General features: G+C 65.4%; 26 protein-coding genes. 10 read left to right on the forward strand and 16 right to left on the reverse strand.

What is annotated here, in order from left to right; genetic code table 11:
• Nucleotides 1-181: 181 nt before the first annotated feature.
• Entirely contained in the window at nucleotides 182-691 is a 510-nt protein-coding gene (locus AABF56_RS03975; protein WP_244765955.1) for a DinB family protein, read from the reverse strand.
• Between the two features lie 132 nt (nucleotides 692-823).
• Here AABF56_RS03975 and AABF56_RS03980 point away from each other — a divergent pair, with 132 nt between their 5' ends.
• Both AABF56_RS03980 and ndk read left to right on the forward strand, forming a co-directional pair.
• The gene (locus tag AABF56_RS03980) at nucleotides 824-1513 is read left to right on the forward strand and encodes a glutathione S-transferase family protein (protein ID WP_272804997.1); all 690 of its coding nucleotides are present in this window, start codon (nucleotides 824-826) and stop codon (nucleotides 1511-1513) included.
• Between the two features lie 105 nt (nucleotides 1514-1618).
• A complete protein-coding gene (ndk, locus tag AABF56_RS03985) occupies nucleotides 1619-2041 on the forward strand; it encodes a nucleoside-diphosphate kinase (RefSeq protein ID WP_064329673.1) in 423 nt (140 codons plus the stop codon).
• 71 nt (nucleotides 2042-2112) lie between these two features.
• On the opposite strand, the gene AABF56_RS03990 is transcribed toward ndk, so the two are convergent.
• Genes AABF56_RS03990 through AABF56_RS04000 form a run of 3 tightly spaced genes read right to left on the reverse strand, consistent with a single transcriptional unit; the run spans nucleotide 2113 to nucleotide 4638 of the window.
• On the reverse strand, nucleotides 2113-3522 hold the full coding sequence (locus AABF56_RS03990) for a hypothetical protein (protein WP_272804998.1): 1410 nt from the start codon (nucleotides 3520-3522) through the stop codon (nucleotides 2113-2115).
• Nucleotides 3523-3580: 58 nt separating this feature from the next.
• Entirely contained in the window at nucleotides 3581-4087 is a 507-nt protein-coding gene (locus AABF56_RS03995; RefSeq protein ID WP_244765952.1) for a hypothetical protein, read from the reverse strand.
• Nucleotides 4084-4638 (reverse strand): CGNR zinc finger domain-containing protein, encoded by a 555-nt coding sequence (locus tag AABF56_RS04000; RefSeq protein ID WP_272804999.1) that lies wholly within the window; start codon nucleotides 4636-4638, stop codon nucleotides 4084-4086. Before AABF56_RS04000 ends, AABF56_RS03995 begins: the two co-directional genes overlap by 4 nt.
• 118 nt (nucleotides 4639-4756) lie before the next feature.
• Between AABF56_RS04000 and AABF56_RS04005 the strand changes: the two genes are divergently transcribed.
• Nucleotides 4757-5653: a branched-chain amino acid ABC transporter permease gene (locus AABF56_RS04005; protein ID WP_272805000.1), complete on the forward strand. Its 897-nt coding sequence runs from the start codon at nucleotides 4757-4759 to the stop codon at nucleotides 5651-5653.
• Between the two features lie 187 nt (nucleotides 5654-5840).
• Here AABF56_RS04005 and AABF56_RS04010 read toward each other — a convergent pair whose 3' ends face one another.
• The 6 genes from AABF56_RS04010 to AABF56_RS04035 all read right to left on the reverse strand — a co-directional run bounded on the left by AABF56_RS04010 (nucleotide 5841) and on the right by AABF56_RS04035 (nucleotide 10653).
• Nucleotides 5841-6308 (reverse strand): molybdenum cofactor biosynthesis protein MoaE, encoded by a 468-nt coding sequence (locus AABF56_RS04010; protein WP_272805001.1) that lies wholly within the window; start codon nucleotides 6306-6308, stop codon nucleotides 5841-5843.
• Nucleotides 6309-6311: 3 nt separating this feature from the next.
• Nucleotides 6312-6566, reverse strand: coding sequence for a molybdopterin converting factor subunit 1 (gene moaD / locus AABF56_RS04015; RefSeq protein WP_064329679.1), 255 nt, complete (start codon nucleotides 6564-6566; stop codon nucleotides 6312-6314).
• A 1-nt stretch (nucleotide 6567) separates the two neighbouring features.
• Nucleotides 6568-7152, reverse strand: coding sequence for a CDP-diacylglycerol--glycerol-3-phosphate 3-phosphatidyltransferase (gene pgsA / locus AABF56_RS04020; protein WP_244765947.1), 585 nt, complete (start codon nucleotides 7150-7152; stop codon nucleotides 6568-6570).
• A gap of 87 nt (nucleotides 7153-7239) precedes the next feature.
• Nucleotides 7240-7773, reverse strand: a complete 534-nt coding sequence (locus tag AABF56_RS04025) for a hypothetical protein (protein ID WP_272805002.1) — start codon at nucleotides 7771-7773, stop codon at nucleotides 7240-7242.
• Between the two features lie 67 nt (nucleotides 7774-7840).
• The gene (gene uvrC, locus AABF56_RS04030) at nucleotides 7841-9892 is read right to left on the reverse strand and encodes an excinuclease ABC subunit UvrC (RefSeq protein ID WP_272805003.1); all 2052 of its coding nucleotides are present in this window, start codon (nucleotides 9890-9892) and stop codon (nucleotides 7841-7843) included.
• Nucleotides 9889-10653: an SDR family oxidoreductase gene (locus AABF56_RS04035; RefSeq protein WP_272805004.1), complete on the reverse strand. Its 765-nt coding sequence runs from the start codon at nucleotides 10651-10653 to the stop codon at nucleotides 9889-9891. Before AABF56_RS04035 ends, uvrC begins: the two co-directional genes overlap by 4 nt.
• Nucleotides 10654-11011: 358 nt before the next feature.
• Here AABF56_RS04035 and AABF56_RS04040 point away from each other — a divergent pair, with 358 nt between their 5' ends.
• Nucleotides 11012-11653, forward strand: coding sequence for an outer membrane protein (locus AABF56_RS04040; RefSeq protein WP_244765943.1), 642 nt, complete (start codon nucleotides 11012-11014; stop codon nucleotides 11651-11653).
• A gap of 419 nt (nucleotides 11654-12072) precedes the next feature.
• Here AABF56_RS04040 and AABF56_RS04045 read toward each other — a convergent pair whose 3' ends face one another.
• The 3 genes from AABF56_RS04045 to AABF56_RS04055 form a co-directional block, all read right to left on the reverse strand.
• A complete protein-coding gene (locus AABF56_RS04045) occupies nucleotides 12073-12666 on the reverse strand; it encodes a glutathione S-transferase (RefSeq protein ID WP_272807432.1) in 594 nt (197 codons plus the stop codon).
• 112 nt (nucleotides 12667-12778) lie between these two features.
• Nucleotides 12779-13507: a ribonuclease T2 family protein gene (locus tag AABF56_RS04050; RefSeq protein ID WP_272805005.1), complete on the reverse strand. Its 729-nt coding sequence runs from the start codon at nucleotides 13505-13507 to the stop codon at nucleotides 12779-12781.
• A gap of 77 nt (nucleotides 13508-13584) precedes the next feature.
• Nucleotides 13585-14445, reverse strand: a complete 861-nt coding sequence (locus AABF56_RS04055; RefSeq protein ID WP_272805006.1) for a 23S rRNA (adenine(2030)-N(6))-methyltransferase RlmJ — start codon at nucleotides 14443-14445, stop codon at nucleotides 13585-13587.
• A 45-nt stretch (nucleotides 14446-14490) separates the two neighbouring features.
• Here AABF56_RS04055 and AABF56_RS04060 point away from each other — a divergent pair, with 45 nt between their 5' ends.
• The 5 genes from AABF56_RS04060 (at nucleotide 14491) to creD (ending at nucleotide 21493) form a co-directional block, all read left to right on the forward strand.
• Nucleotides 14491-16671 (forward strand): molybdopterin-containing oxidoreductase family protein, encoded by a 2181-nt coding sequence (locus tag AABF56_RS04060; protein WP_272805007.1) that lies wholly within the window; start codon nucleotides 14491-14493, stop codon nucleotides 16669-16671.
• Between the two features lie 21 nt (nucleotides 16672-16692).
• Entirely contained in the window at nucleotides 16693-17289 is a 597-nt protein-coding gene (locus tag AABF56_RS04065; RefSeq protein WP_272805008.1) for an NUDIX domain-containing protein, read from the forward strand.
• Nucleotides 17290-17665: 376 nt separating this feature from the next.
• Nucleotides 17666-19453: an aspartate--tRNA ligase gene (gene aspS, locus AABF56_RS04070; RefSeq protein ID WP_064329689.1), complete on the forward strand. Its 1788-nt coding sequence runs from the start codon at nucleotides 17666-17668 to the stop codon at nucleotides 19451-19453.
• A 95-nt stretch (nucleotides 19454-19548) separates the two neighbouring features.
• The gene (locus AABF56_RS04075) at nucleotides 19549-19878 is read left to right on the forward strand and encodes a DUF1236 domain-containing protein (protein WP_244765937.1); all 330 of its coding nucleotides are present in this window, start codon (nucleotides 19549-19551) and stop codon (nucleotides 19876-19878) included.
• A gap of 178 nt (nucleotides 19879-20056) precedes the next feature.
• The gene (creD, locus tag AABF56_RS04080) at nucleotides 20057-21493 is read left to right on the forward strand and encodes a cell envelope integrity protein CreD (RefSeq protein ID WP_272805009.1); all 1437 of its coding nucleotides are present in this window, start codon (nucleotides 20057-20059) and stop codon (nucleotides 21491-21493) included.
• 240 nt (nucleotides 21494-21733) lie between these two features.
• Here creD and AABF56_RS04085 read toward each other — a convergent pair whose 3' ends face one another.
• On the reverse strand, nucleotides 21734-22930 hold the full coding sequence (locus AABF56_RS04085) for a hypothetical protein (protein ID WP_272805010.1): 1197 nt from the start codon (nucleotides 22928-22930) through the stop codon (nucleotides 21734-21736).
• A 209-nt stretch (nucleotides 22931-23139) separates the two neighbouring features.
• Between AABF56_RS04085 and parC the strand changes: the two genes are divergently transcribed.
• Nucleotides 23140-25392 (forward strand): DNA topoisomerase IV subunit A, encoded by a 2253-nt coding sequence (parC, locus tag AABF56_RS04090; RefSeq protein ID WP_272805011.1) that lies wholly within the window; start codon nucleotides 23140-23142, stop codon nucleotides 25390-25392.
• Here parC and AABF56_RS04095 read toward each other — a convergent pair whose 3' ends face one another.
• Both AABF56_RS04095 and AABF56_RS04100 read right to left on the reverse strand, forming a co-directional pair.
• Nucleotides 25393-25782 (reverse strand): type II toxin-antitoxin system death-on-curing family toxin, encoded by a 390-nt coding sequence (locus AABF56_RS04095; RefSeq protein WP_272805012.1) that lies wholly within the window; start codon nucleotides 25780-25782, stop codon nucleotides 25393-25395. It abuts the gene before it with no gap.
• Entirely contained in the window at nucleotides 25779-26000 is a 222-nt protein-coding gene (locus AABF56_RS04100) for an AbrB/MazE/SpoVT family DNA-binding domain-containing protein (protein ID WP_272805013.1), read from the reverse strand. Before AABF56_RS04100 ends, AABF56_RS04095 begins: the two co-directional genes overlap by 4 nt.
• Nucleotides 26001-26041 lie beyond the last annotated feature (41 nt).

The raw sequence follows: 26041 nt of genomic DNA on the forward strand, positions 1-26041 counted from the left end.
GGAGAGGCCTGTGCCGTCCCGCACCAGCCCCGATGGCAGCGACTATCCCATTACCGATCGCCCGTGCCTGTCACTTGGGTGACAGGACGGAGCAGCCCCCAAAATCGATGCCGAGCGCTCCCATGCCGCGCAACTGTATCACCACTATTGCAGGAACAGGAAGGGTCACTCACCCTAAAATTTATAGGAATTTCGATCCCTCGGTACGCACGAAGGAGATGAGGTCCAGCGTGATGCTCGGTCCGCCCACCATGGTCAGCATGGCGTGGCACTGGCCGCGATGGTGGGTCTGGTGGTTGAACATGTGGGTGAGGGCGGGGCCGAGCGGGTGGGTGATGACCGCCGGATTGGTGAGCGGGCTATAGGTGAAATCGGCGGCGATCGCCGCTTCCGAAAGCGAATCGGTATAGGCGATCAGGCGTGCGTCTTCCGCCTGCCGCGCCGCCGCAAGGCCGGCAAGATCCTCGTGAAGGATCGCATCGAGGCGTGCCGGCGCATCGCCGCTGCCCGTGAAGCGCTTCATCCAGATCCGGTCGGCGGCGAGCAGGTGGTTCAGCGTGCCGTGCAGCGAGCCGAAGAAGGCGCCGAGGTTCCGGCGAAAGGCCTCGTCGTCGAGCTTGCCGACCTCGGCATAGAGCGTGCGGTTGGCCCAGGCATTGTAGGCGGCGAACATGCGGTAGTGGTCGAGCATCGTTGTCTCCGTGATCTGCCGCAACTATAGCCGAAGCGCGCATCGGCCGCGTGAATGTCACTCATGAAATTATCTGATTTGCGCACGGCGCCGTCCTGCGCTCCAATGGCGGCAAACCGAAACGAGGCTTTGATGACCCGATTGCTCTACGCGCTTTCCGGCGCCGACCGGACCCGCCAGTTCTCGCCCCATGTGTGGAAGACGGTGATGTCGCTCGCCCACAAGGGCCTTGCCTACGAGACGGTCCCGGTCGGCTTCACCGAGATCCCGGCCATCGAGGGCGGCAGCACGGCGACGGTGCCGCTCCTGCGCGACGGCGACCGGCTAGTGCGCGACAGTTTCGACATCGCCCTCTATCTCGACGAGGCCTATCCCGACCGGCCGTCGCTGTTCGGCGGGGAGGGCGGCAGGGCGATGGCCCGCTTCATCGAGAACTGGTCGCAATCCACCCTGCACATGGCCGTCACCCGTATCGCCATCCTCGACATCCACAACCTGCTGGAGCCCGCCGACCAGGTCTATTTCCGCCGCAGCCGCGAGGAACGCCTCGGCGCCTCGCTGGAGGACATCGCGGCGGCCGGCAAGGCGGAGGTCGAGGGCTTCGCCAAGAAGCTCCAGCCGCTGCGCAACATGCTGAAGGTCCAGCCCTTCATCGGCGGTGAAGGCCCGCTTTTTCCCGACTACATCGTCTTCGGCGCGCTGCAGTGGCTGCGCACGACGGCAGGCACGAAAGTGCTGGAGGAGGGCGATCCCGTCGCCGGCTGGTTCGCCCGCTGCCTCGACCTGCACGGCGGCGCCGGCCACCGTGTGACGGCGGCGTGAAACTTTGCCGCTGACGGCGCCAATCGCGGCGCCCCTCTTGTTTTGCGGGGCGTTGGCGGCTATGGAACCGGCCACTTTCACCGGAAAACCAAGGGAAACGGGAAAATGGCGATTGAACGCACCTTTTCGATGATCAAGCCGGACGCGACGAAGCGCAACCTGACCGGCGCGATCACCAAGATGCTCGAAGACGCGGGCCTGCGCGTCGTTGCTTCCAAGCGCGTCTGGATGAGCAAGCGCGAAGCCGAAGGCTTCTACGCCGTTCACAAGGAGCGTCCGTTCTTCGGCGAGCTCGTTGAAGGCATGACCTCCGGCCCGACGGTCGTCCAGGTCCTGGAAGGCGAGAACGCCATCCTGAAGAACCGCGAAGTCATGGGCGCCACCAACCCGGCCAACGCCGACGAGGGCACGATCCGCAAGACGCATGCCCTGTCGATCGGCGAGAACTCGGTTCACGGCTCGGACGCTCCGGAAACCGCTGCCCAGGAAATCAAGTACTGGTTCTCCGACACCGAAATCGTCGGCTGAATCGGTTTGTCCGGCTCCGGCCGGAAGCCTTTGACGTGATTTGGAAACCGGGGCCGGAAGGCTCCGGTTTTTCATTGTGCCGGATCGAACTTGAAGAGCGGCTGGCCGGCCAGGAGCAGCGCTTCGGCCGGGTGGCGCAGATAGCTCCGGCAGCCGCGATCGAGGCGAATTGCAAGATCCGTGGCGAGGGCAAGCCTTGTTTCGACCGGCTCGACGGTAAGGACGAAATCGGCAAGGCGCGCATGGTCGCCGGCGGCAAACAGCAGTTCCGCGACGATCGGCGCCTTGACCGGGTCTTTGGCGAGCGGCGTCAGCGGCACGGATTTCAGGGATTTGGAAAGCTCCACCCACAAGGGCCATTCCGCCTGGAATTTCGGGCTGATGTCCGTCGGCATGTCCGGGAGGACATCGGATTTGCCGGCGAGGTAGGGAGCGAGCGTGTCGATCGCCACGACCCGGTCGATGAGGTCCCGTACCGAGACATTGCCGGTCCGGGGCACGGCGCGGCGCGTATTGATGGGTATGCTTTCGAGCGTCGTGTCGACCACGGCGGGATCGGGCCCTGCGGCGCGAAGAGCCCTGTAGGCCACCAGCCATGCCGGATCGAGAAGACCCTCGGGCCTGACCCGCCCGGCCGTGATCTCGGTCAGAACCGCCTCTGCCGCCTTTGCTGTCGAGGCGATATCGCCGGTCTGGTTCACATAGGTCATCAGGAAATCGCGTTCCGGCTCCTTCGCCGCCGCGATCCAGACGGTGTGCAGGCTTTTCTGCGTCGCCTGGGCCGCGGCGTCAGGCACCGGAAGCCGCGGCAGGGCCGGATTGCCGACGAGCGCCGGCGCCCAGCTCCAGAGCTGCGTCAGGTCCGCAAGCCTGGTCGTGTCGGGAAAGCCGGCAACGAAGACCGGCCAGGCATTCGGGTCGCGCTGGCTCGCAACGAGCCCTGCCTGAAGGAAGAACAGCTTGTGGCGGCCCGCCGATGCTGCGAGTTTGGCCTTCTCCTCATCGGGCCGGTCCGCGATGGCGGGCACGATCCGCCCGCTGAGCGAGACTTGCCGCTCCGGCGGCAGGCTGGCGATCGCGGCCAGCAACCTGTCGCCATCCCCATGCAGCAGGATTGCCCGCACGGTGGAAATCAGCCCGTTGAGCTGAACCGGATCGGCATCGCCCAGCGCATCGAACCCGTCGCGCGCCGCATCGAGGGCGCCGGCAAGATCGATCGCCTCGCGCACGCCGGCATCGCGCAGTCCGTGGGCGAGGGCTGTCGCCTCGTCCATGGAAAGGCTGCCGTAGCGGATCTTCAGATAGGCCGCTTCCGCCCCGAAACCGCGCGCCTTCAAGCGCGGCAGTTTCTCCCGGTCCGCCAGTACCGTATCCGAAAAGGCAAGGATTACGGGCTTTGCCGGACAGTCCGCTGCCTCCTCGGCATGGGCCACAGGGGAGAACACTAAAAAGCCGAAAGCCAGGGCAGGCAGGAATCGCATGTGTCCGATCCTCCGGGAGCAGCTTTGGATGGAACGCGCGATCCCTGGTGAATATTCGTCAGCTGGCGGGACACGTCGCCGTTTCGAAATGCGCGGGCGTCTTGCCGTCCTTGAACACCTCCGGATTCCTGTCGTAGCCGGGGCCGACGACCAGGGCCTTTGCTGGCAGGATGCTCTGGTCGGCACTGGAGGTGACCTGGGTTTCCAGGCTTTGCAGCACCGCACCGTCGGGCCCGACGACCTGGATGGCCACCTTGTAGGGCACGCCCTTCTTCACGCAGGAAATGTCCGGGCTCTCCAGCGCGACGCGGGTGAGGTTGGCGAACAGCTTGCGCTCCAGCGTCAGCGGCGCGCCGCCCGCCGGATTCTCGAACTCGGCCCGCACCACGGAACCTTCCGGCACCGGCGCGGTGCGGTCGAGCGTGACCATGTAGGTGGCATAGGCGAGGCGGTAGTTGAAGACGAACATCTTGCCCGTCAGCTTCAGCGGATCGGTTCCCGCCTCGCGCTGGCAGGCGGCAAGGACGAGCAGGAGCGGCAGCAGGATCAGCCAGGATTTTTTCATGGCCGTGTCTCCTCGCGGTTGCGGTGGTAATGGCGGCTGGCCTTTGCCCGGTTGCCGCAGACGGCCATGTCGCACCAGGCGCGCGAGCGGTTGCGGCTGCGGTCGAGAAAGAGCCAATGGCAGTTCGGGCAGATCTTCAGCCGCTCCGGCTCCGGATGTGCCAGCAGCAGGAGGGCGGAGCGCGCCGTCGCGGTATCGAGCGCCCGCGGCCGGTTGCCCGAGCGGCGCAGCGTGGCGGCGATGGTCTCCAGGAGGTCGGCAAGCAGCGCCGGCGTGCCATGGCCCCGCACTTCGGCGCGAAAATGCCGGTCGATCGCCTCGCGCAGCGCGATCAGCCCCGCGCGTCCATCCTCGCTCACCGCCTCGAGCGGACCGAAACGCGCATGCTCCGCCCCGTGCCGGTCCGCCCCGGCGGGGAAGGCGTCCATGATGGCGGGATCGGCGAAACGGTCGATCCGCCGATCGGGATCGCCGCGCAGCACCACGGAATTGGCGACATCGAGGGCGAGCGCGCCGCCGGAGAAACGATGCGGGGTCCAGGAAAAGGTCATGCGATATTCTAACTGGTAAAAGTCCTTTTGCCAGTTATAATTTCAGCACGGTTCCAGAAGGGCAGACAGTGGCTTCCCGGGAGGCGTGCGTGACAATGCGGGAAAGCCCGGAACCGCCATGGCCTATTTCCTCCAGCAGATCGCCAATGCCGCGCCCGTTGCCGCGCTCTATGCGGCACTCGCCTTCGGCTATTCGATCGCCTTTGCCGTGACGCGCCGGGCGGATGTCGCCTATGGCGCACTCTTCGCCTTCGCCGCGCAGATGTTCATCCTGTTTTCCGGTTACGGCTGGGACCGGCTCTGGCTGGTGCTGCCCGCCGCGCTCGGCTTCGGCGCGGTCGTGGCGCTGCTCTACGGCGTCGGCGCCGGCCTCGTCGTCGGGCGCCATGTCATGCGCCCGCTCGCCTTCTCCTCGGACAATACGGTGGTGGTCGCCGCGCTCGGCGTCGTGCTGGTGCTGATGGAGACGGCGCGGCTCGCCGCGGACACCCGCAGCCTCTGGCTGCCGCCCTTCCTCAACACGCCGGTCGTGCTGTGGGGCGATCCGGCCTTTCCCGTCGCGCTGACGGTGCTGCAACTGGCGAACACCGCGGCCATGGCCGCCATCGTCCTTGCCGGCCATGTCTTCCTCGCCCGTTCCGCCTGGGGCCGGCGCTGGCGGGCGGTCTCCGAGGACCGGCAGGCGGCGGAGCTCTGCGGCGTCGATGCCGCGGGTGTCTACCTCTCGGCCTATGCGCTGGCGGCATTGATCGCCAGCCTCACCGGCATCCTCGCCGTCTCCTACTACGGCAACATGGATTTCGGCGGCGGCCTCGTCTTCGGGGTGAAGGTGCTGTTCATCGCCGCCATCGGCGGGGCGGGCACGCCGCTGCTCTCCGCCCTCGGCGGCGCGGCCATGGGTCTCGCCGAGACGCTGTGGAGCGCCTATGGCGAATTCTTATGGCGCGACCTGGTGATCTTTTCCGCGCTCGTCCTGCTGCTGGTGATTTTCCGGCGGGAGCGGCCGGTGCCGTAGAGGGTGTGCCGTGCGGGTGGATCCTCGGGTCGAGCCCGAGGATGACGGAGAGGAGGAGAGGTTGCCTGACCGTCAAACGGTGCGGCAAAAGGCAGCATGGCTGGTCTGTATGCCCTGCCTTCTGGCGTCATCCTCGGGCTCGACCCGAGGATCCACGCGACATGGCACACCATGGCCGGCAGGTCCGCTACGACCACGCCTCCCGCGCCCTGTCGTCGCTTTCCTTGGCATCCACCCAGCCGCCCTCGCTACCATCGGCAAAGTGTTCCTTCTTCCAGAAGGGCGCGGAGGTCTTCAGGTAGTCCATGACGAAGGAGGCGCCGTCGAAGGCGGCGTGGCGGTGCGGGGCGAGCGCGATGACGAGCACGATGTTCTCGCCCGGCGCGATCTTGCCGACACGATGGATGGCGGTAATGCCGAGAAGCGAGAAACGCTCCACGGCCTTCCGGCAGATGCGGCCGATCTCGGCCTCGGCCATGCCGGGATAATGTTCGAGCTCCAGCGCGGAAAGCCTGCCGCCCTCGTCGCGGCAGAGGCCGGTGAAGGTGACGACGGCGCCGGCATCGCGCCGCCCGGCGGCAAGGCGGGCGGCTTCCGCGGCGGCGTCGAAATCCGCCGTCTGGACACGCACGACGACCGGGACGTCGCCGGTCATCGCTCAGCCTCCCGTCATCGGCGGGAAGAGGGCGATCTCGCGGGCGCCGAGAATGGGCTCGTCGTGCTCGACATGCTCCTGGTTGATCGCGATGCGGATGACCTTCTCATGCTCCAGCGCGTGGGCATAGTCCTCGCCGAGCGTCTTCAGATAGGCGAGCAGGTCGCCGCCGGTCCTGACGGAGGCGGGCAGGTCGATCTCCTCCTCGCCCTTGCCGATCCGTTCGCGCACCCAGGCGAAATAGACGAGCTTCGTCATCTCACTCGTCCACGATGTGCTTCAGGCCGACGCGGAAATAGTCGTAGCCGGTATACATGGTGATGAGCGCGGCGGCCCAGAGCAGGGTGATGCCGATCTCGGTCGTGTAGGGCAGGATCTTGTCGCCGGCGGGGCCGGCCAAGAGGAAGGCGATGGCGAACATCTGGATCGCCGTCTTCCACTTGGCGATGCGCGTGACGGGCACGCTGACCTTGAGGTCGGCGAGATATTCGCGCAGGCCCGAGACGAGGATCTCGCGGCACAGGATGATGATCGCGGCCCAGATCGTCCAGCCGGCGATGGTGCCGTCCGCGGCCATCAGGAGCAGCACCGAGGCGACCAGCAGCTTGTCGGCGATCGGGTCGAGCATGCGGCCGATATTCGATGTCTGGTTCCAGATGCGGGCGAGGTAACCATCGAGGTAGTCGGTGATCGAGGCGACGACGAACAGCCAGAAGGCCGCCCAGCGCGCAAAGTCCGACGATTCCAGCCGCCCTTCGACGAAGAAGCAGAGAACGATCAGCGGAACGGCCACGATACGGCCGTAGGTGAGGAGGTTGGGTATGCTGTATGCGCGGGAAGCCATGGATTCTTCAGTCTCGACAGGTTTGCGGCTAGATGAGGTCTTTGTGACAGCGCCGTCAACCTTTGTTTCCGGCAATTCTTGGCGAATTTACGGAGCGTGGGCGAATGTCGCGGCCATTCGCGGAAAACGCCGCGAATTCTGCGGGGCCGGCGGGCTCATGTCGGCGGCTTGCCGTCCGTCGTGAAGGCGGCGAAAGCGCTTGCCGTCCGACAGCGTGCCCTCGCAGGCAATCGTCGCCGGCCCCTTCGTCGGATTGCCGAAACCGCAGGTGCCTGTCGCCGGAAAGACATCCGGCTGGTCCGGCGTGTCCTTGCGGCTGACGATCACCTTGTCGAGGTTGATGACGTCCGTATCCGGCGTCGGATTGTCGCCGTCCATGCCGGTGAAGGTGACGATCCGGCCGTCGTCGAGCACGAAGTAGAAGCCGACGCGGCCGTTCGGATAGGTGACGTTGAGCAGCTTTTGCGAGCAGGCCTCGCTGAAACGGAGGTCGCCGACAACGAGCTCGGCACAGGTTCCGCTGACGCCCAGCATCTGCGCATCGCCGACCTGCGTCTGGGCAGCGGCGGCCGTTGCGAGAAGGCAGAGGCCGAAGGGCACGATCTTGCGGAAGACGGTCATGGCGCCTCGCTCTCGAATGAAGGAATGCCGTATGGGCACCCTAGCACCCGCCGGCAGGCCGGGCCAGCTATCCCGCCGCGTCGTCATGGAAATGGTTGTAGACGATGCGCGCGACGCTTTCCGAAATGCCGGCGACCGCCATCAGGTCGGCCATCGCCGCGCGGGAGACGGCCTTGGCGGTGCCGAAATGCTGCAGCAGGGCGCGCTTGCGCGTCGGGCCGACGCCGGCGATCTCGTCGAGCGGGTTCTTCACCATCTCCTTCTTGCGCCGCGCCCGGTGCGAGCCGATGGCGAAGCGGTGCGCCTCGTCGCGCAGGCGCTGCACGAAATAGAGCACGGGATCGCGCGGCGGCAGGGAGAAATCCGCAAGGCCCTTCATGAAGAAGCGCTCGCGCCCGGCCTCGCGGTCGGCGCCCTTGGCGACGCCGATGGCGATGACCTGGTCGGTGATGCCGAGCTCTTCGAGGATGGCGCGCACCGCCGTCATCTGGCCCTGGCCGCCGTCGATGAGGATGACGTCGGGCCAGGCGGGGAAGGGGAGGTCCGCCGCGTCCGCGCCTTGGTCCGCACCGCGGTCCGGCAGGCCCTCTTCCTTGATGAGGCGCGCGAAGCGCCGGGTCATCACTTCCTTCATCATGCCGAAGTCGTCGCCGGGCGTGATGTCGGTCGATTTGATGTTGAACTTGCGGTACTGCCCCTTCACGAAGCCCTCCGGCCCCGCCACCACCATGCCGCCGACGGCATTGGTGCCCATGATGTGGGAGTTGTCGTAGATCTCGATGCGGCGTGGCACGTAAGGCAGCTTGAAGGTGGCGGCGAAACCATCCAGCAGGCGCGATTGCGAGGCCGTCTCCGCCAGCTTGCGGCCATGCGCCTCGCGGGCATTGGCGACGACATGGTCGACGAGGTCCTTCTTCTCGCCGCGCTGCGGCACGGAGATGGCGACCTTGTAGTTCGAGCGCTCGGAAAGCGCCTGGCTGAGCAGGTCCATTTCCTCGACGGTCTGCGAAAGCAGGATCTGCCGGGGACAGGGCTTGTCGTCGTAGAACTGGGCTAGGAAGGCGTTCAGCACCTCGCTGCCGGAAAGCTGCGGGTCGGCCTTCGGGAAATAGGCGCGGTTGCCCCAGTTCTGCCCGGTGCGGAAGAAGAAGACCTGGATGCAGGAGATGCCGCCCTCGTGATGGATGGCGAAGACGTCGGCCTCCTCCACGCCGGCCGGGTTGATGCCCTGGTGGCTCTGGACATGGCTGAGCGCCGCCAGCCGGTCGCGATAGACGGCGGCGCGCTCGAAATCGAGCTCCTCGGCGGCGTCATTCATGGCCGCGGCCATGTGCGCCTTCACCTTCTGGCTTTTTCCCGAGAGGAAATCCTTCGCCTCCTGCACCAGCTCCGCATAGTCCGCATCGCGGATCTCGTGGGTGCAGGGACCGGAACAGCGCTTGATCTGGTAGAGCAGGCAGGGCCGCGTGCGCGTCTCGAAGACGCTGTCGGTGCAGGTGCGCAGGAGGAAGGCGCGCTGCAGCGAATTGATCGTGCGGCCCACCGCGCCGGCCGAGGCGAAGGGACCGAAATAGTCGCCCTTGCGGCTGCGCGCGCCACGATGCTTGAAGATCGCCGGCGCGCGCGTGTCGCCCGTCACGAGGATGTAGGGGAAGGACTTGTCGTCGCGCAGGAGCACGTTGAAGCGCGGGCGCAGGCGCTTGATGAGGTTCGCCTCCAAGAGCAGCGCCTCGGTCTCGGTGCGCGTGGTGACGAACTCCATGTTCGCCGTCTGGCGGATCATCTGCGTGATGCGGTTGGAGTGGCCGCGGCCCTGCGCATAGTTCGTCACGCGCTTCTTCAGGCTGCGCGCCTTGCCGACATAGAGCACGTCGCCCGCCGTGTTGAACATGCGGTAGACGCCGGGGCTGTTCGGCAGGCGCTTGACGAAGAGCTGGATCAGCTCGGCGCCGATGACGCCCTCCGGCACGTCGCCGCCCTCGTTCCAGTCGATCCCCGGAGTGGCGATGCCGGGCGCGACGGCGACCGTCGCCGCGGGAGATTCCTGCAGCTCGTCCTCGTCGTCCGTCTCGTTCTCGTCATAGAGGATGCCGCCATCCTCCACTTTTCGGCCATTCATTCGGCTATTCCCCCGACATCGGGTGTCTCCCAGGCGAGATGCTGCCCGCCGTCGAGCGCTATCATTTGCCCGGTAATGGATGGCGTGTCGAACAAAAAGCGAACTGTGCGGCCGAATTCGTCGAGACCAGGTCCGCGGCGCAGGATCAGGCCCTCCACCTGCGCCTGGAAGGCGGCATCGTCCTGCCGCTCGTTCGGCAGCGACGGGCCGGGGCCGATGGCATTGACGCGCACGCGCGGGGCAAAGCTCTGCGCCATGGTGCGGGTCGCCATCCACAGCGCCGATTTGGAGAGCGTGTAGGAATAGTAGCGCGGCGTCGGGTTCCAGACGCGCTGGTCGATGATGTTGACGATCGAACCCGGTGCGCCCTCGGGAAGCTGGCGCACGAAATCGCGCGCGAGGATCGACGGCGCCTTCACATGCACGGCGAAATGCCGCTCCCACAGCGCATCGTCGAAGGCCTCCACGGTGTCGGGCTTGAAGAGCGAGGCGTTGTTGACGAGGAGGCCGATGGGGCCGAGGGCGTCCGCCGCCGTGCCGATCAGCCGGCTTGTGGCCGCCCCGTCCGCTAGGTCGCATTGCACGGCGACGGTCCTTCCGCCGCCGGCATTGAAGGCGCGGGCCATCGCCTCGGCGTCTTCCAGGGACGTGTTGGCATGGATCGCGACGGCGAAACCGTGTGCCACGAGGTCTTCCACGATGGCCTTGCCGATGCGTTTCGCGCCGCCCGTCACGAGGGCCGTCCTGGGGGGCTTGTTCACGAAATTCCGTCCTGCCGATTCATTTGATTAACCGGCCCAAGATATAGACATCCCGGCGCAGGCTTAAACTCCCCCATGACAATTGGTTGCAGAAAAATTAACTGCAAAAGCGACTTCAAAGTAATTTGAAGTATATTTTACCGATTTTTGTACTTATTGATTTTATGGTTAATAAATCGCCTGGTGCGCAAAAGTCACATCAAATTTGTGCCGCCTCGCTGCCACAATCATTTCACATTTTGGCTCTTTCAATTCCTCAATCTTTATTCAATTTCCGCTCAACCGGGCGGGACTGAATTGGAAATGACGACGCCCGATCGCCTCCCACAGAGGGCGTCGTTCAGTAAAGGAGAATATCATGCGTACACTCATCGCCACCCTCATCGCTTCGACCGTCTCCATGGTCGCTTTCCAGGCTGCTCACGCTGCCGACGCCATCGACGATATCCCGCAGGCTCCGGCCGCTGAATATTCCGAGCCGGTTGCCGGCGGCAACTGGGCCGGCGCCTATGCCGGTGGTACGGCAAGCTGGCAGCGCGGCGACTTCAGCCGCCAGGGCGACGCCAAGGCAAACGGCCTCGGCGGCGGCGTCTACGGCGGCTACAACATGCAGAACGGCCAGCTCGTCTACGGCGGCGAAGCCGACCTGAACTATTCGGGCGTCGATGCCGAGCGCAACGGCCTGAAGGGCAAGCAGGGCGTCAACGGCTCGATCCGCGGCCGCGTCGGTGTCGACCTGAACCCGGTCCTCGTCTACGGCACGGCCGGTATTGCCGGCACGAATGTCGAGATGAAGAACGCCGCCGGCAAGGACGACCGCAACATGGTCGGCTGGACCGCCGGTGCCGGTGCCGAAGCCTTCGTGACCAACAACGTCACGGCGCGTATCGAATACCGCTACAGCGACTACCAGAAGAAGGGCTTCAACCTCGGCGGCACCAAGGTGAAGTCGGGCTTCGAAGACCACAGCGTCCGCGTCGGTCTCGGCGTGAAGTTCTAAGCCAAACGGCTTTGGAAGCGGGAAAGGCCGGGCGAAAGCCCGGCCTTTTCTGCGTTTGGGGGATGTGGTTGCCCCTCACCCTAACCCTCTCCCCGCAAGCGGCAGGCGAATTGCATATGGAATGAGGCGGCGCGTCTTGCCCCTTCTCCCCCGCGGGGAGAAGGTCGCGGCAGCGGGATAAGGGGGTGACGCAGACGTCAGACGGTGTGCAAGCCCCCTCATCCGGCCCTTCGGACCACCTTCTCCCCGCGGGGGAGAAGGGGAAAGCAGCAGCGTGCTGTCATATGCAATTCGCCTGCTCAAGGGGGAGAGGGGACCTGCCTCACGAACGGCTATTGTTTGAGGAAACGGCGCGGCATATCCCCTTCGCCCCGCTTGCGGGGAGAAGGTGGCCGGCAGGCCGGATGAGGGGCGAACCGTCAATCCTTGAACTGCGCGTAATCCGGGAAAACCGCCTCGAAGCGGGAGAGGAAGCGCTTCAGCTTGGGCCGGCCGCGCTGCCATTTTCCGGCAAAACGCAATTCGATGTAACGCAGCATCGCGGCCAGCGCGAAGTGGCCGGCATGCGGCTTCCTGCCGAGGCGGGGCATGTTGGCTTCGAGATGGTCGAGCGCACGCTCGACCTTCTGCCACTGCCGGTCGATCCAGGGCTGGTGGACCTTCTCCTCCGGCCGCGAGCGGCGTTCGTAGACGATGGCGAGCAGGCTGTCGCAGATGCCGTCGGCGGTCGCCTCCAGCACGTCCACCTCCGTGCGCTTTGCCGCATTGCGCGGATAGAGCGTGCCCTTCGTCTGGCGGTCGATATAGTTCATGATCGCACGGCTGTCGTAGACGGCAAGGCCCTCGTCGGTCACCAGCGTCGGGATCTTGCCGAGCGGGTTGGCGGCCAGAAGCTCCGCCGGGTCGGCATTGGTGTCGGTCGCGACCGATCGCGCGTTAAGGCCGGCGAAATGCGCAGCCATGCGCACCTTGGTGGAATAGGGCGAGGCATTGGAATAGTAGATCTTCATCAGCGGCATCCTGTTCTGGGCAAGTCCGGCAAAAGGGCGAAGCGGCTTTGCGTCCGCAATCGCATTGAAAGAAGCGTTAGAGCGCTTTCGCGTTTCGAAGAAAAGCGGAAACGCGCTAGCGAATGGGCGGTTGTTCGATGGATCCGGCACGGCAGCCGGCGCGGTCGACGGCAGGGCAGGTGCGGAAGGAAAGCGCCGTCGTCATGCAGATGCGGACCTCCTCCAGCCGGCCGTCCACGCAGGTGACCGCGATGCCCTTGCGGTCGAGGCCGGGATTGGCGGCGATGAAGGCCGCCTCCACTGCATCAGGGGAAAGCCGGGCACCGCCTCGCTGCGGCGTGAGGTCGGCGGGAATGCCGATGCGTTCGAAGGCCGCACGCGTCACGGCAAAATAGTCCTTCTGGCTGAGGCCCGAGCAGGAGCCGTGCTTGCGCCATTGATGGCCGACCAGCCCCATGGAGGGAATGATGTCGAGCACGGTGCGGCCTAGGTTCTCCGGCACGCGGTCCGGCTGGCGCGTCGGGCAGAATTCCGGATAGCCGCGCTCGTTCTGCGGCCAGAGGCCGTGCACGATGAAGCCGTTGTTCTCGCCGCGCCGGCACTGCTGCGTCCGGCCGCCGGCATCGTTGTCCGCGCACCAGGTCGGCGACCAGGAGAGCGACAGCACGTAGAAATCGAACCCCTTGCCGAGCGGCACCGCCCCGCGCGTTTCCGGCGCCGTGCGGCTCACCTCCGTCTTCGGCTTTTCGGCCGGCTTGTCCTCGCTGCAGCCGGCAGGCAGCACGAGCCCGGCGAGCAGCAGACAGAGGGGGCGGGCGAGGGGGAAGGAAAGCAGCCGGCTCATCGTTCGGCGGCTGCGAGGAATGGCGTCATGAAGGTCTCCCGGTTCGGCGCGCGATTGTTGCCGCCGGACGGCAAAGGTCAAGAGGCCTTTGTTTCCCCCGCGAGCCAGAAGGCGCGGGCCGAGGCGAAGCGGTCCTGCGCCAGCCGCTCCTTGAGGAAGGGCAGCAGCACGTCGAGTTCCTGCTTCAGCGTATAGGGCGGATTGACGACGATGAGGCCGGAGCCCGTCAGTCCCGTCGTCTCGCGGTCGCTCTTCACCGAAAGCTCCGCGCAGAGCATCTTGGGAATGCCCGTCGCCTTCAGCGCCTTGTGGAAGGCGGCGATGGGGGCGTTCTTCTTCAGCGGATACCATAGGCAATAGACCCCGCCGGCAAAGCGGCGCACGGCCTTTTCCAGTCCCTCCACCAGCCGCTCGTATTCGCCCTCGATCTCGAAGGGCGGATCGACCAGCACGATGCCGCGCTTCTCCTTCGGCGGCAGGTGCGCGCCGAGCGACAGCCAGCCGTCGAGCCTGGTGATGCGGCTCTGGAAGTCGCCGTCGAACAGGCGGTGCAGCGTCTCGTAGTCGTCAGGGTGCAGTTCCATGGCGGAGAGCCGGTCCTGCGGGCGGAAGAGCAGGCGCGCCAGTTTCGGCGAGCCGGGATACCAGGTCAGCCCGCCTTGCGGATTGAGGTCCTGGACGGCCTTCAGATAGGGGGCGAGGATATCGGCCACCGGAGAAGGCAGGTCGCCGTCGAGGAGCCGGCCGATGCCGTCGCGCCATTCGCCGGTCTTCTGCGCTTCCTCGCTCGAAAGGTCGTAGAGGCCGATGCCGGCATGGGTGTCGAGCACGCGAAAGGCCTTGTCCTTGCCCTGCATGTAGAGGACGAGGCGGGCGAGCACGGCATGCTTCAGCACGTCCGCGAAATTGCCGGCATGGTAGATGTGGCGGTAGTTCATTTCAGGCCCCGTGCGACGCCCACGATCATCCGCGCTGATGCGACGATGAATTGTTGCAATGGTAGAATGATTTGCCTTTTGGCACTTCGTGCTCTGCAATATAGAAAAGCCATGAACGTTGCGACCCCCCATCTCGGAAAACCGCGCATCGGCCATTCGGCCTGTCCGCACGACTGTCCCTCCACCTGCGCCCTCGATGTCGAGATAAGCGCGGATGGACGCATCGGCCGCGTCAAGGGCAGCGCCGACAACAGCTACACGGCCGGCGTCATCTGCGCCAAGGTCGCCCGCTATGCCGACCGCCTCTACCATCCCGACCGGCTGATGAAGCCGCTGGTGCGCAGGGGTGGGAAGGGCGGCGGCGAATGGGCCGACATCTCCTGGGAAGCCGCGCTCGACGCCATTGCCGAAAGCTTCGTCAAGGCCGAGCAGGCCCATGGCAGCGAGGCGGTCTGGCCCTATTTCTACGCCGGCACGATGGGCCTCGTTCAGCGCGATTCCATCGATCGCCTGCGCCACGCCAAGCGCTATTCCGGCTTCTTCGGCTCGATCTGCACCAATCCGGCCTGGACCGGCTACACCATGGGCGCGGGCACGCTGCGCGGCCCCGATCCGCGCGAGATGGCGAAATCCGATTGCGTGGTGATCTGGGGCACCAATCCGGTCTCCACCCAGGTCAACGTGATGACCCATGCGGTGAAGGCGCGCAAGGAGCGCGGCGCGAAGATCGTCGTCATCGACATCTACGACAACCCGACGATGAAGCAGGCGGACATCGCGCTGAAGCTGCGCCCCGGCACGGATGCCGCGCTCGCCTGCGCCGTCATGCACGTCGCGTTCCGCGACGGCTATGCCGACCGTGCGTACATGGAAAGATATGCCGACGATCCGGCGGGCCTCGAGGCGCATCTTGCAACGCGCAACCCGGAATGGGCGGCCGGCATCACCGGCCTCGGCGTCGCGGAGATCGAGGCCTTCGCCGCCCTGGTCGGACGCACGAGGAAGAGCTTCTTCCGCCTCGGCTACGGCTTCACCCGCAGCCGCAACGGCGCGGTCTCCATGCATGCGGCGCTTTCGGTCGCCACCGTGCTCGGCTCCTGGCAATACGAGGGCGGCGGCGCCTTCCACAGCAATTCCGACATCTTCCACCTGCGCAAGGCAGAGCTGACGGGCGCAAGGATGGCGGACAGCGACATCCGCATGCTCGACCAGTCGCAGATCGGCCGCGTCCTCACGGGCGATGCCGTCGCGCTGCGCGGGCGCGGCCCCGTCACCGCCATGCTCATCCAGAACACCAACCCGGCGAACGTGGCGCCGGAGCAGCGCCTGGTGAAGCAGGGCTTCCTGCGCGACGACCTCTTCGTCGCGGTGCACGAGCATTTCATGACCGATACGGCAAGGCTCGCCGATATCGTGCTGCCCGCCACCATGTTCGTCGAGCACGACGACATCTACCGCGGCGGCGGCCACCAGCACATCCTGCTCGGCCCCAAGCTCGTGGAGCCGCCGGCCACCGTGCGCACCAATCTCTTCGTCATCGAGGAACTGGCCAAGCGTCTCGGCGTCGGCGACAGGCCGGGCTTCGGCCTGTCCGAGCGCGAGCACATCACCCGCATGCTGCCTTATTACGAGATGGATTTCGACAGGCTGGGCGAGGAGAAGTGGATCGACTGCCAGCCGGATTTCGACACCGCGCATTTCGTGAAGGGGTTCGGCTTTCCGGACGGGAAATTCCGCTTCAGGCCGAACTGGACGAACACGCCGGCGCCCAACAGGCCGCCCAAGGTGCTCGGCGCCTTCGGTCCGCATGAAGCGCTGCCGGCCTTCCCGGATCATGTGGCGATCATCGAGACGCCGGATGCGGATCATCCCTTCCGCCTCGCCACGTCGCCCGCCCGCACCTTCCTCAACTCCACCTTCACGGAGACGAAGGGGTCCCGTGAGCGCGAGGGCCGGCCGGAGGTGATGATCCATCCCGAGGACGCGGCGGCGAACGGCATCGCGGACGGCGATATCGTGCAGCTCGGCAATCCCCGCGGCGATATCCGCCTGCATGCCAGGGTCACCGACGGCGCGAAACCCGGCGTCCTGATTGCCGAGGGCATCTGGCCGAATTCCGCCCATCTCGACGGGGAGGGCATCAATGTCCTGACCGGCGCCGATCCGGTCGCGCCCTATGGCGGCGCCGCCTTCCACGACAACCGCGTCTGGCTGCGCAAGGCCTGAATTTTCACGCAAGGATTTTTCATGACGCTCGACATGTCCTCCGCCGTCCGCATCGTCGACCAGCAGACGGTCTGGAAGCGGTTCATCCATCTTCGCACCGTCGTGGTCGAGCAGACGCGGGCGGACGGCCGGGTCGAGCGGCTCGATCGCGAGGTGCACGACCATGGCCCTGCAGCCTGCGTTCTGCTCGTCGATCCCGCCCGCCAGTCGGTCATCCTGGTGCGCCAGTTCCGCCCCGGCGCCTTCTTCGGCGGCCATCCGGACGGTTTCCTCTCGGAAGTGCCGGCGGGGCTGCTCGATGACGACGCGCCCGAGGCGGCCGTCGCCCGGGAGGCGATGGAGGAGACGGGCTATGCGGTGCAGGGCGTGCGCCATCTCTTCGACATCTATTCCAGCCCCGGCACGCTGACCGAGCGCGTCGGCTGCTTCGTCGCCCGCATCGACGCCACGGCCCGCGACGGCAAGGGCGGCGGCGTCGACGGGGAGGGCGAGGACATCGAGATCGTCGAACTGCCGATCGACGAAGCCTACGACCTCATCGCCACCGGCGGCATTCAGGATGCGAAGACGATCGTCATGCTGCAATGGCTGATGCTGCACCGGGCGGAGTTCGGCTGATCGGGCGGGAGTGATTCTCGGTCCCGGGGCTCGCTTCAAGGCGGGAACGCCGAACGTATGCGGCCGCTCACCCTGGCCCTCTCCCCGCAAGCGGAGAGAGGGGACTTGCCCCGCGGACGGGGTATTGGTCGAGGAAAACGGCGCGGCATATCTCCTTCGCCCCGCAGCCAAGGAGAAGGTGGCCGGCAGGCCGGATGAGGGGCCGTATATTCCTGGCAATCGCCTTTGCGTCTTTCATGGTCAAGCAGCACGGCCCCCGGCAAAAGACCCGCAAGCCTTGACAAACAGCCCCGGCCATGCGCTTTTCCGCGCGATTTTTCTTGGTCGCTGCGCCGGGTTCTTCCCGCGCGGCCTATCAGCATTTCAGGATACCACGATGCACCGTTACCGCAGCCACACCTGCGCCGCCCTCCGCAAGTCCGATGTCGGCCAGACCGTCCGTCTTTCCGGCTGGGTCCACCGCGTCCGAGATCATGGCGGCGTGCTCTTCATCGACCTGCGCGACCACTACGGCATCACCCAGGTCGTCGCCGACCCCGATTCGCCGGCCTTCAAGAAGGCCGAGACCGTGCGCGGCGAATGGGTGATCCGCATCGACGGCCTCGTCAAGGCGCGCACCGAGGACACGGTCAACAAGGGCATGCCCACCGGCGAGATCGAGCTTTACGCACAGGAGATCGAGGTTCTTTCCGCCGCCAGGGAACTGCCGCTGCCGGTCTTCGGCGAGCCGGACTATCCGGAAGACGTGCGCCTGAAGTACCGCTTCATCGACCTGCGCCGCGAGACGCTGCACAAGAACATCATCAAGCGCACGCAGATCATCTCCGCCATGCGCAAGGGCATGGGCGAGGCGGGTTTTGCCGAATACACGACGCCGATCCTCACCGCCTCCTCGCCGGAAGGCGCGCGCGACTTCCTCGTGCCGTCGCGCATCCATGAGGGAAAATTCTTCGCCCTGCCGCAGGCTCCGCAGCAGTACAAGCAGCTCCTGATGGTCGCCGGCTTCGACCGCTATTTCCAGATCGCGCCGTGCTTCCGCGACGAGGACCCGCGCGCCGACCGCCTGCCGGGCGAATTCTACCAGCTCGACGTCGAGATGAGCTTCGTCACCCAGGAGGACGTCTGGGAGACCATGGAGCCGATGATGACGGCCGTCTTCGAGGAATTCGCCGAAGGCAAGCCGGTGACGAAGAACTGGCCGCGCATCCCCTATGACGAGGCCATCCGCAAATACGGCTCGGACAAGCCGGATCTGCGCAACCCGATCGTCATGCAGGCCGTCACCGAGCATTTCGCCGGCTCCGGCTTCAAGGTCTTCGCCAACATGATCGCTTCCAACCCGAAGGTCGAGGTCTGGGCGATCCCGGCCAAGACCGGCGGCTCGCGCGCCTTCTGCGACCGCATGAACGCCTGGGCGCAGAGCCAGGGCCAGCCCGGCCTCGGCTATATCTTCTGGCGCAAGGAGGGCGAAAAGCTCGAAGGCGCCGGCCCGCTTGCCAAGAACATCGGCGAGGAGCGCACGGATGCCATCCGCACACAGCTCGGCCTCGACGACGGCGACGCCTGCTTCTTCGTCGCCGGCGATCCGGCGAAGTTCCACAAGTTCGCCGGCGAAGCCCGCACCCGCGCCGGCGAGGAGCTGAACCTCGTCGACCGCGATCGCTTCGAAATGTGCTGGATCGTCGACTTCCCCTTCTACGAGTGGAACGAGGACGAGAAGAAGGTGGACTTCGCGCACAACCCCTTCTCCATGCCGCAGGGCGGCCTCGAAGCCTTCGACAGCAAGGATCCGCTGGAGCTGAAGGCCTACCAGTACGACGCGGTCTGCAACGGCTTCGAGATCGCCTCGGGCTCGATCCGTAACCAGTCGCCGGAGCTGATGGTCAAGGCCTTCGAGAAGGTCGGCCTCAGCCAGGCGGACGTGGAAGAGCGCTTCGGCGGCCTCTACCGCGCCTTCCAGTACGGCGCCCCGCCGCATGGCGGCTGCGCCTTCGGCATCGACCGCGTGGTCATGCTGCTCGTCGGCGCGAAGAATCTCCGCGAGATCTCGCTGTTCCCGATGAACCAGCAGGCGCAGGATCTCTTGATGAACGCCCCGTCGCCGGCAACCCCGGCGCAGCTTCGCGAACTCGCGCTGCGCGTCGTTCCGTCGAAGAAGGATTGATCCAGGCAAGGCGGGAAGGGCGCCGGTCCTTTCCGCCGTGCGGAACAGTTGCGCGTGATCGCCGTTCTTTCTGCGTCAAGCACAGGAGAACGAACATGCGCAACAAGCTACTCCTTGCCACGGCGGCGACGCTCCTGACGCTCTCCGCCTCGGCTTACGCCCAGAGCACGGTGATCATCGAGGAGACCGATCCGGTGACCACCGAATCGACCGTCGTCGTGCCGGGCGAGGTCCGCACCTATGTCCTGGAACAGGAAGTCCCCTCGGTCGCCTATGAGGGCGACGTGGTCGTGGGCCGGGTGATCCCGGATGCGGTGGAAATCCACACGATCGACGGCAATGCCGACTACGCCTATACGGTCGTCAACGAGCGCCGCGTCATCGTGAACCCCCAGACGCGCACCGTCATACAGGTTCTCGAATAAGCCGCTCGAAACAGAACCCGGCGCTTCGCGCCGGGTTTTGCGTGTCCTGCCGCGGCGGACGCCACAATGCCGCGAATTCGCCGCCAGTCGATCCCAATTCCGCGCACAATCAGTCGAAATGCACCCCTAGCGTGAAGTCGCGCCCGAAAGAGGCGATTCACGACTGGAGGGACTTTTCATGACAACGACGGAAGCGGACGATCCCGTCCCGACATCGACCCGGCAGATCCCGCCCATCGAGCCGCGCGGCAATCTCGCCACGTTCCTGCGCTCGCCCGGCGTCAAGTTCATCATGATCGGCATCATTTCCGTGGCGCTCCTGGTGCCGCTGCTGCTCGTCTGGGGGCTGACGGAGGAGCGCGCACAGCGCGCGGCCGACGTCTCCCGGCGCATCGCCCATGGCTGGGGCGGCGACCAGGCGATCAACGGCCCCTATCTCGCGGTGCCCTTCGAGGTCGAGCGCAGCCGCGTGATGGATGCGCGCACGATCGTCGAGCGGGTGACCGAATGGGTGCTCGTCATGCCGGAGACGCTCGACGTGACGGCCGACCTGACGGCGGAGGAGCGCAAGCTCTCCATCTACACGCTGCCGGTCTATAACGGCGCGCTGACGCTGAAGGGCCGCTTTGCCGGCAACATCCTGCAGGACCTCGCGCTGCTCGACGGCACGCCGCAGCTCGACCGGGCGTTTCTGGTGCTCAACATCAACGACATCACCGGCATCCGCTCCGATGCCGGCGTGAAGATCGACAACGGCGTCGTTCGGCCCTTCGATCCCGGCATGCGGCAGATTTCCGCGATGGCGAGCACCGGCACGGACGGCTATGCCTCGCCGCAAACGAGCGCCGGCGTGCACCGGGTCATCGAGCGCCCGCTTATCGAAAACGGCTTCTCCTTCGAGATCGCCCTGTCGCTGAACGGCTCGCGCAGCTTCGCCGTCGCGCCCGCCGGCCAGACGACGAGCTTTTCCGCCAGGGCGAACTGGCCGCATCCGGGTTTCGAAGGCCTCTTCCTGCCGGAGGAAAAGACCGTCACCGCGTCGGATTTCTCGGCCAGGTGGACGATCCCCTATCTCGCCCGCGGCATCGACCGCGTCGCCACCGGCCCGACCCTGCCGCTGTCGGGCAGCATGATGAGCATCAATCTCGTGGAGCCCGTGCAGTTCTACCAGGTGGTCTCGCGCACGCTGAAATATTCGATCGGCTTCATCTCGCTCGTCTTCCTCGCCGTGTTCGTCGTGGAACTGAAGGGCGGGCGCATGGTGCACTGGATCCAGTACGTGCTGACGGGCCTTGCGCTTATCGTCTTCTACGTGCTGCTCCTGGCGCTCGCCGAACACACCGGCTTCACCATCGCCTATGCCGTAGCCTCGCTCGCCACGACCCTGTTGATCGCCGCCTATCTCGGCAGCGCGACGGGCAGCCGCAGGAACGGCCTGTCGCTCGGCGCGGTGCTGCTCTCGGCCTATGGCATCATGTACCTGGTGCTGCGCGAGGACGAGTATGCGCTGCTCGCCGGCGCGCTGATCTCCTTCGTCACCATCGCCGCGACCATGTATGCGACCCGCCGCGTCGAATGGTCGGCGCCGGTGCCGCAGGCCGTGCCGGCCCGTTGAAATGAAGGGCTCGGGGCGAATGCCTCGGGCGCAGCCTCCGACAAGACCTACCGCACCTCTCTTCCGTCATGGTCGGGCTTGACCCGACCATCCACGTCCCGGGCGCGGCTTGGATCCCCGGCTCGGGGGCCGAGGATGACGACAGTGGGTGGCGAGAGGTTTGTCAGCAACAAGCCTTTATAAGCAAAAAGCCCGGAGCGATGCTCCGAGCTTCCCTGAATTCGGCAAAAGCCGAAGGTCTTACATCTCGTCGTTCGCCGTGACGGTGACGCCGAGGACCTGCGGGATGGTGTTCGGCGCGCCCATGGCGGCCCCCATGATCATCGGGAACGGCACCGGCTCCTTCGGCTCGGCGCTGATCGTGATGCTCTTGGGGTCGTCGAGATAGGTGTTGACGGCTGCGGCGATCTGGTTCTGCAGCTCCGGCATGTTGAGCTGGGCGAGCATGATCGGAACCAGCCCCTTCAGCGACTGGGCCATCTGGTCGCCGGAAACGCCCTGTTCGCCGCCGGCATAGTCGAGCAGCTTCTTGGTGATCGAGGCGTCTTCGAAGGAGATGGAGGCGCTGTTGAAGGTCAGCTGCTGCACGAGGCCCATCATGGACATGCCCATGGCGGCGTTGGCCTCTTCCTTGTTCGGGTTGGCCTCGGCGGCCTTGATGGCCTCCTGCATGCCCTTCAGGAAGTCGAGCGTGTAGCCGGAGAATTCCAGCGCCAGGTTGAGGCGGCCGACATCCCGGAAGTCGAAGGCATATTCGTCGACGGCGAGCTTGCCGCTGGCGAGCTCCCAGCTGCCGGACATCGTGACCTTGCCTTCCAGCGTCTGCATGTTGAGCTTGGCGAGCGTGTCCTTGGCCTTCGGGTCCTCGACCGAGGTGAGGTCGGCCTTGAGGTCGGAGAGCGTGGCGTCGAATTCGAGGCCGGCATCGCCGTCCATGCGCGTGATGTTCGCCTCCATGCCGGACATGGAGAAGACTTCCTTGCCCTTGGAGGTGACGGAGACCGGGCCGGCGGTGGCCGATTCATACATCAGCAGCGATTCCAGCGTGCCGGGAACGACCGTGCCGGGAATGATGACGCCGTTGATCGCGATGTCCTTGGCCGAGACCGTGGCATCCGCTTCGGTGACGTTGATGTCCTGGAACGAGACCGTTTCGACGGTGTAGCCGCCTTCGCCGTCTTCCTCGACGCCGTCCATGGTGATGGTGCCGAGCTTGACCGGCGCCTCGGCGCCGGTGGCCTTCAGTTCGGCATTTTCCAGCGTAACGGTGGAGCCGTCGGTGGCGACGTTCGACGAGCTGATCGTCACGCCGCTCGTGGCATAGGTGGCGTTCAGCTTGGCGAGCAGATCCGCGCCGTCGAGCGCGAAAGCGGGGCTTGCCAGGGAGGCGAGCGCGGCGCCGGCGAGAAGGGTGCGGAAATGGGAGGTGCGCATCATTGTAGGCTCTCTTTCTGGATTTTTGGACGGCTGCCTTGCCGTTACCGCTCATATACGTGCGGCGCGGCGACTATATTCGGGCCGCCGGAACTTTCCATGGAAATCTCGGGCGCCGGCCGGATTCCGGAAACAGCCTTTACAAAGCGCTATCCACAGGCCGGTCGCCCGGTTTCCTTGCCGCGAATCGGCAGGAACGCTAGTCAAGTCCCATGGGACAGAACACTTTGCCGCCCGATGGCGGAGACGACAACATTCAGCCGGTCGACCTGAAGGCGGCGCTGGAAGAGCGCTACCTTGCCTATGCGCTGTCGACCATCACGCAGCGCGCGCTGCCGGATGTACGCGACGGCCTGAAGCCGGTGCACCGCCGCATCATCCATGCAATGAGCGAAATGGGCCTCCGGTCCAACTCCTCCTTCAAGAAATGCGCGCGCATCGTCGGCGACGTCATCGGCAAGTTCCACCCGCATGGCGACCAGTCGGTCTACGACGCGCTGGTGCGCCTCGCGCAGGATTTCTCGCAGCGTTATCCGATCGTCGACGGGCAGGGGAACTTCGGCAATATCGACGGCGACAACGCCGCCGCCTACCGATACACCGAAGCGCGCATGACCGAGGTCGCCACGCTCCTGCTCGAAGGCATCGACCAGGATGCCGTCGACTTCCGCCCGACCTACAACGAGGAGGACGAGGAGCCGGTCGTCCTGCCCGGTGCCTTCCCAAACCTGCTCGCCAACGGGTCCTCCGGCATCGCCGTCGGCATGGCGACGTCCATCCCTTCGCACAACGTGCATGAGCTTTGCGACGCCGCGCTGCACCTCATCCGCCATCCGGACGCCGATGTCGAAAAGCTCACGGAATTCGTGTTGGGGCCCGATCTTCCGACCGGCGGCATCATCATCGACGGCCGCGAGAGCATCATCGAGGCCTACAAGACGGGCCGCGGCGGTTTTCGCGTGCGTTCCAAGTGGCAGACGGAAGACCTCGGCCGCGGCGGCTACCAGATCGTCGTCACGGAGATCCCCTACCAGGTGCAGAAGTCGCGGCTGATCGAGAAGATCGCCGAGCTGCTCATCGCCCGCAAGCTGCCGCTGCTGGAGGACATCCGCGACGAATCGGCGGAAGACGTGCGCATCGTGCTGGTGCCGAAGAGCCGCACCGTCGATCCGACGATCCTGATGGAGTCCCTCTTCAAGCTCTCCGAGCTGGAAAGCCGCATTCCGCTCAACATGAACGTGCTCTCGATGGGGCGCGTGCCGAAGGTCATGGGCCTCAAGGACGTGCTGGTCGAATGGCTCGCCCACCGGCGCGAAGTGCTGCAGCGCCGCTCGCGGCACCGGCTCGCGGCCATCGACCGCCGCCTGGAAATCCTCGGCGGCTACCTTGTCGCCTATCTCAACCTCGACGAGGTGATCCGCATCATCCGCGAGGAGGACGAGCCGAAGGTCTCCCTGATGGAGACCTTCTCGCTCACCGACGTGCAGGCCGAGGCGATCCTCAACATGCGCCTGCGTTCGCTGCGCAAGCTGGAGGAATTCGAGATCCGCACCGAATTCGACAACCTGTCGAAGGAGAAGGCGGAGATCGAGGCGCTGCTGGCGTCCGATGAAAAGCAGTGGCAGACCGTGGCATGGGAAATCGGCGAGGTCCGCAAGAAGTTCGCGAAGGCCACCGAGATCGGCCGCCGCCGCACCCAGTTCGCCAGTGCGCCTGATGCCGATGTCGAGGCCATCCAGCAGGCGATGATCGAGAAGGAGCCGGTCACGGTCGTCATCTCGGAAAAGGGCTGGATCCGCGCGCTGAAGGGCCATATCGCCGATACGTCCGGCCTCCAGTTCAAGGAGGGCGACGCGCTGAAGGTGGCGTTCCCGGCGCAGACGACGGACAAGGTGCTGGTCATGACGACGGGCGGCAAGGTCTTCACGCTCGGCGCCGACAAGCTGCCGGGCGGCCGCGGCCATGGCGAGCCGCTGCGCATCATGGTCGACATGGAGAACGATCAGGACGTGTTGACCGCCTTCGTGCACGATGCCGCGCGCAAGGTCATCGTCGCCTCGCAGGCCGGCAACGGATTCGTGGTCGCGGAAACCGAGATGGTCGCCAACACTCGCAAGGGCAAGCAGGTGATGAATGTCGGCATGCCCGACGAGGCCAAGCTGGTGGTGCCGGTGCGCGGCGACCACGTCGCCGTCGTCGGCGAGAACCGCAAGATGCTGGTCTTCCCGCTGGCGCAATTGCCGGAAATGTCGCGCGGCAAGGGCGTGCGCCTGCAGCGCTACAAGGACGGCGGCGTCTCGGACCTGCGCTGCTTCGCCATCGCCGATGGCCTCACCTGGGACGACAGCGCCGGCCGCAACTTCGTGCGCAGCAAGGAAGAGCTCCTGGAATGGATGGGCGACCGCGCCAGCGCCGGCCGCACCGTTCCGAAGGGTTTTCCGCGCAGCGGCAAGTTCAGCGGGTGATCAGCCGGAGTAGGGGACGCTGACGTCGCGAAGGAAGCGCGTCGCGCCCTCCTCGTCGATCTCGCCGGCGGCGACGGCGAGGACGAAGGTGTAGAGCGTCGCGTCGTCCGTCACAATTTCAAAGCCGTTGTCCATCAGGAAGACCGCGGTGGCGACAATGGCGATGCGCTTGTTGCCATCGACAAACGCGTGGTTTTTCGCCAGCCCATAGAGATAGGCGGCTGCGAGTTCGAATATATCCTCGCAGCCGTAATATGCCTTGTTGAGAGGGCGAGCCAACGCCGATTCAAAGGCGTTTTCATCTCGCAGTCCCGCTGCGCCGCCAAATCGCTGAATCTGAACCGCATGCAGCCGCTCGACGAGCGGACGGTCGAGAAAGACGATCGTCATTCCGCAAGCTTCTTGAGGGCTACCTTGTAGCGATCCATGAATTTCTCGGCATGACCGAGTTGCCGTTCAAAATCGCCATCCGCCACGCTGAGAATGAGCTTGCTGCCCTCGCTCGTCATGGTGATTTCGTCACCCGCCTTGACACCCATACGGTCGAGGACGTCCTTCGGAATGATGATGCCTTCTGAATTACCGATCTTGCGGATGGTGACATTCATGGTCGTGATCCTTTGTTATAACTAAGTTATAACATTCGACA

Source organism: Shinella sp. WSC3-e, from assembly GCF_945994535.1.
Taxonomy (GTDB): Bacteria; Pseudomonadota; Alphaproteobacteria; order Rhizobiales; family Rhizobiaceae; genus Shinella; species Shinella yambaruensis.

Excerpts from the sequence above, each read along its gene's own strand:
- AABF56_RS03975 (WP_244765955.1), bottom strand. The coding sequence starts at position 691 with ATGCTCGACCACTACCGCATGTTCGCCGCCTACAATGCCTGGGCCAAC.
- AABF56_RS03980 (WP_272804997.1), top strand. The coding sequence starts at position 824 with ATGACCCGATTGCTCTACGCGCTTTCCGGCGCCGACCGGACCCGCCAG.
- ndk (WP_064329673.1), top strand. The coding sequence starts at position 1,619 with ATGGCGATTGAACGCACCTTTTCGATGATCAAGCCGGACGCGACGAAG.
- AABF56_RS03990 (WP_272804998.1), bottom strand. The coding sequence starts at position 3,522 with ATGCGATTCCTGCCTGCCCTGGCTTTCGGCTTTTTAGTGTTCTCCCCT.
- AABF56_RS03995 (WP_244765952.1), bottom strand. The coding sequence starts at position 4,087 with ATGAAAAAATCCTGGCTGATCCTGCTGCCGCTCCTGCTCGTCCTTGCC.
- AABF56_RS04000 (WP_272804999.1), bottom strand. The coding sequence starts at position 4,638 with ATGACCTTTTCCTGGACCCCGCATCGTTTCTCCGGCGGCGCGCTCGCC.
- AABF56_RS04005 (WP_272805000.1), top strand. The coding sequence starts at position 4,757 with ATGGCCTATTTCCTCCAGCAGATCGCCAATGCCGCGCCCGTTGCCGCG.
- AABF56_RS04010 (WP_272805001.1), bottom strand. The coding sequence starts at position 6,308 with ATGACCGGCGACGTCCCGGTCGTCGTGCGTGTCCAGACGGCGGATTTC.
- moaD (WP_064329679.1), bottom strand. The coding sequence starts at position 6,566 with ATGACGAAGCTCGTCTATTTCGCCTGGGTGCGCGAACGGATCGGCAAG.
- pgsA (WP_244765947.1), bottom strand. The coding sequence starts at position 7,152 with ATGGCTTCCCGCGCATACAGCATACCCAACCTCCTCACCTACGGCCGT.
- AABF56_RS04025 (WP_272805002.1), bottom strand. The coding sequence starts at position 7,773 with ATGACCGTCTTCCGCAAGATCGTGCCCTTCGGCCTCTGCCTTCTCGCA.
- uvrC (WP_272805003.1), bottom strand. The coding sequence starts at position 9,892 with ATGAATGGCCGAAAAGTGGAGGATGGCGGCATCCTCTATGACGAGAAC.
- AABF56_RS04040 (WP_244765943.1), top strand. The coding sequence starts at position 11,012 with ATGCGTACACTCATCGCCACCCTCATCGCTTCGACCGTCTCCATGGTC.
- AABF56_RS04050 (WP_272805005.1), bottom strand. The coding sequence starts at position 13,507 with ATGAGCCGGCTGCTTTCCTTCCCCCTCGCCCGCCCCCTCTGTCTGCTG.
- AABF56_RS04055 (WP_272805006.1), bottom strand. The coding sequence starts at position 14,445 with ATGAACTACCGCCACATCTACCATGCCGGCAATTTCGCGGACGTGCTG.
- AABF56_RS04060 (WP_272805007.1), top strand. The coding sequence starts at position 14,491 with ATGAATTGTTGCAATGGTAGAATGATTTGCCTTTTGGCACTTCGTGCT.
- AABF56_RS04065 (WP_272805008.1), top strand. The coding sequence starts at position 16,693 with ATGACGCTCGACATGTCCTCCGCCGTCCGCATCGTCGACCAGCAGACG.
- aspS (WP_064329689.1), top strand. The coding sequence starts at position 17,666 with ATGCACCGTTACCGCAGCCACACCTGCGCCGCCCTCCGCAAGTCCGAT.
- AABF56_RS04075 (WP_244765937.1), top strand. The coding sequence starts at position 19,549 with ATGCGCAACAAGCTACTCCTTGCCACGGCGGCGACGCTCCTGACGCTC.
- creD (WP_272805009.1), top strand. The coding sequence starts at position 20,057 with ATGACAACGACGGAAGCGGACGATCCCGTCCCGACATCGACCCGGCAG.
- AABF56_RS04085 (WP_272805010.1), bottom strand. The coding sequence starts at position 22,930 with ATGATGCGCACCTCCCATTTCCGCACCCTTCTCGCCGGCGCCGCGCTC.
- parC (WP_272805011.1), top strand. The coding sequence starts at position 23,140 with ATGGGACAGAACACTTTGCCGCCCGATGGCGGAGACGACAACATTCAG.
- AABF56_RS04095 (WP_272805012.1), bottom strand. The coding sequence starts at position 25,782 with ATGACGATCGTCTTTCTCGACCGTCCGCTCGTCGAGCGGCTGCATGCG.
- AABF56_RS04100 (WP_272805013.1), bottom strand. The coding sequence starts at position 26,000 with ATGAATGTCACCATCCGCAAGATCGGTAATTCAGAAGGCATCATCATT.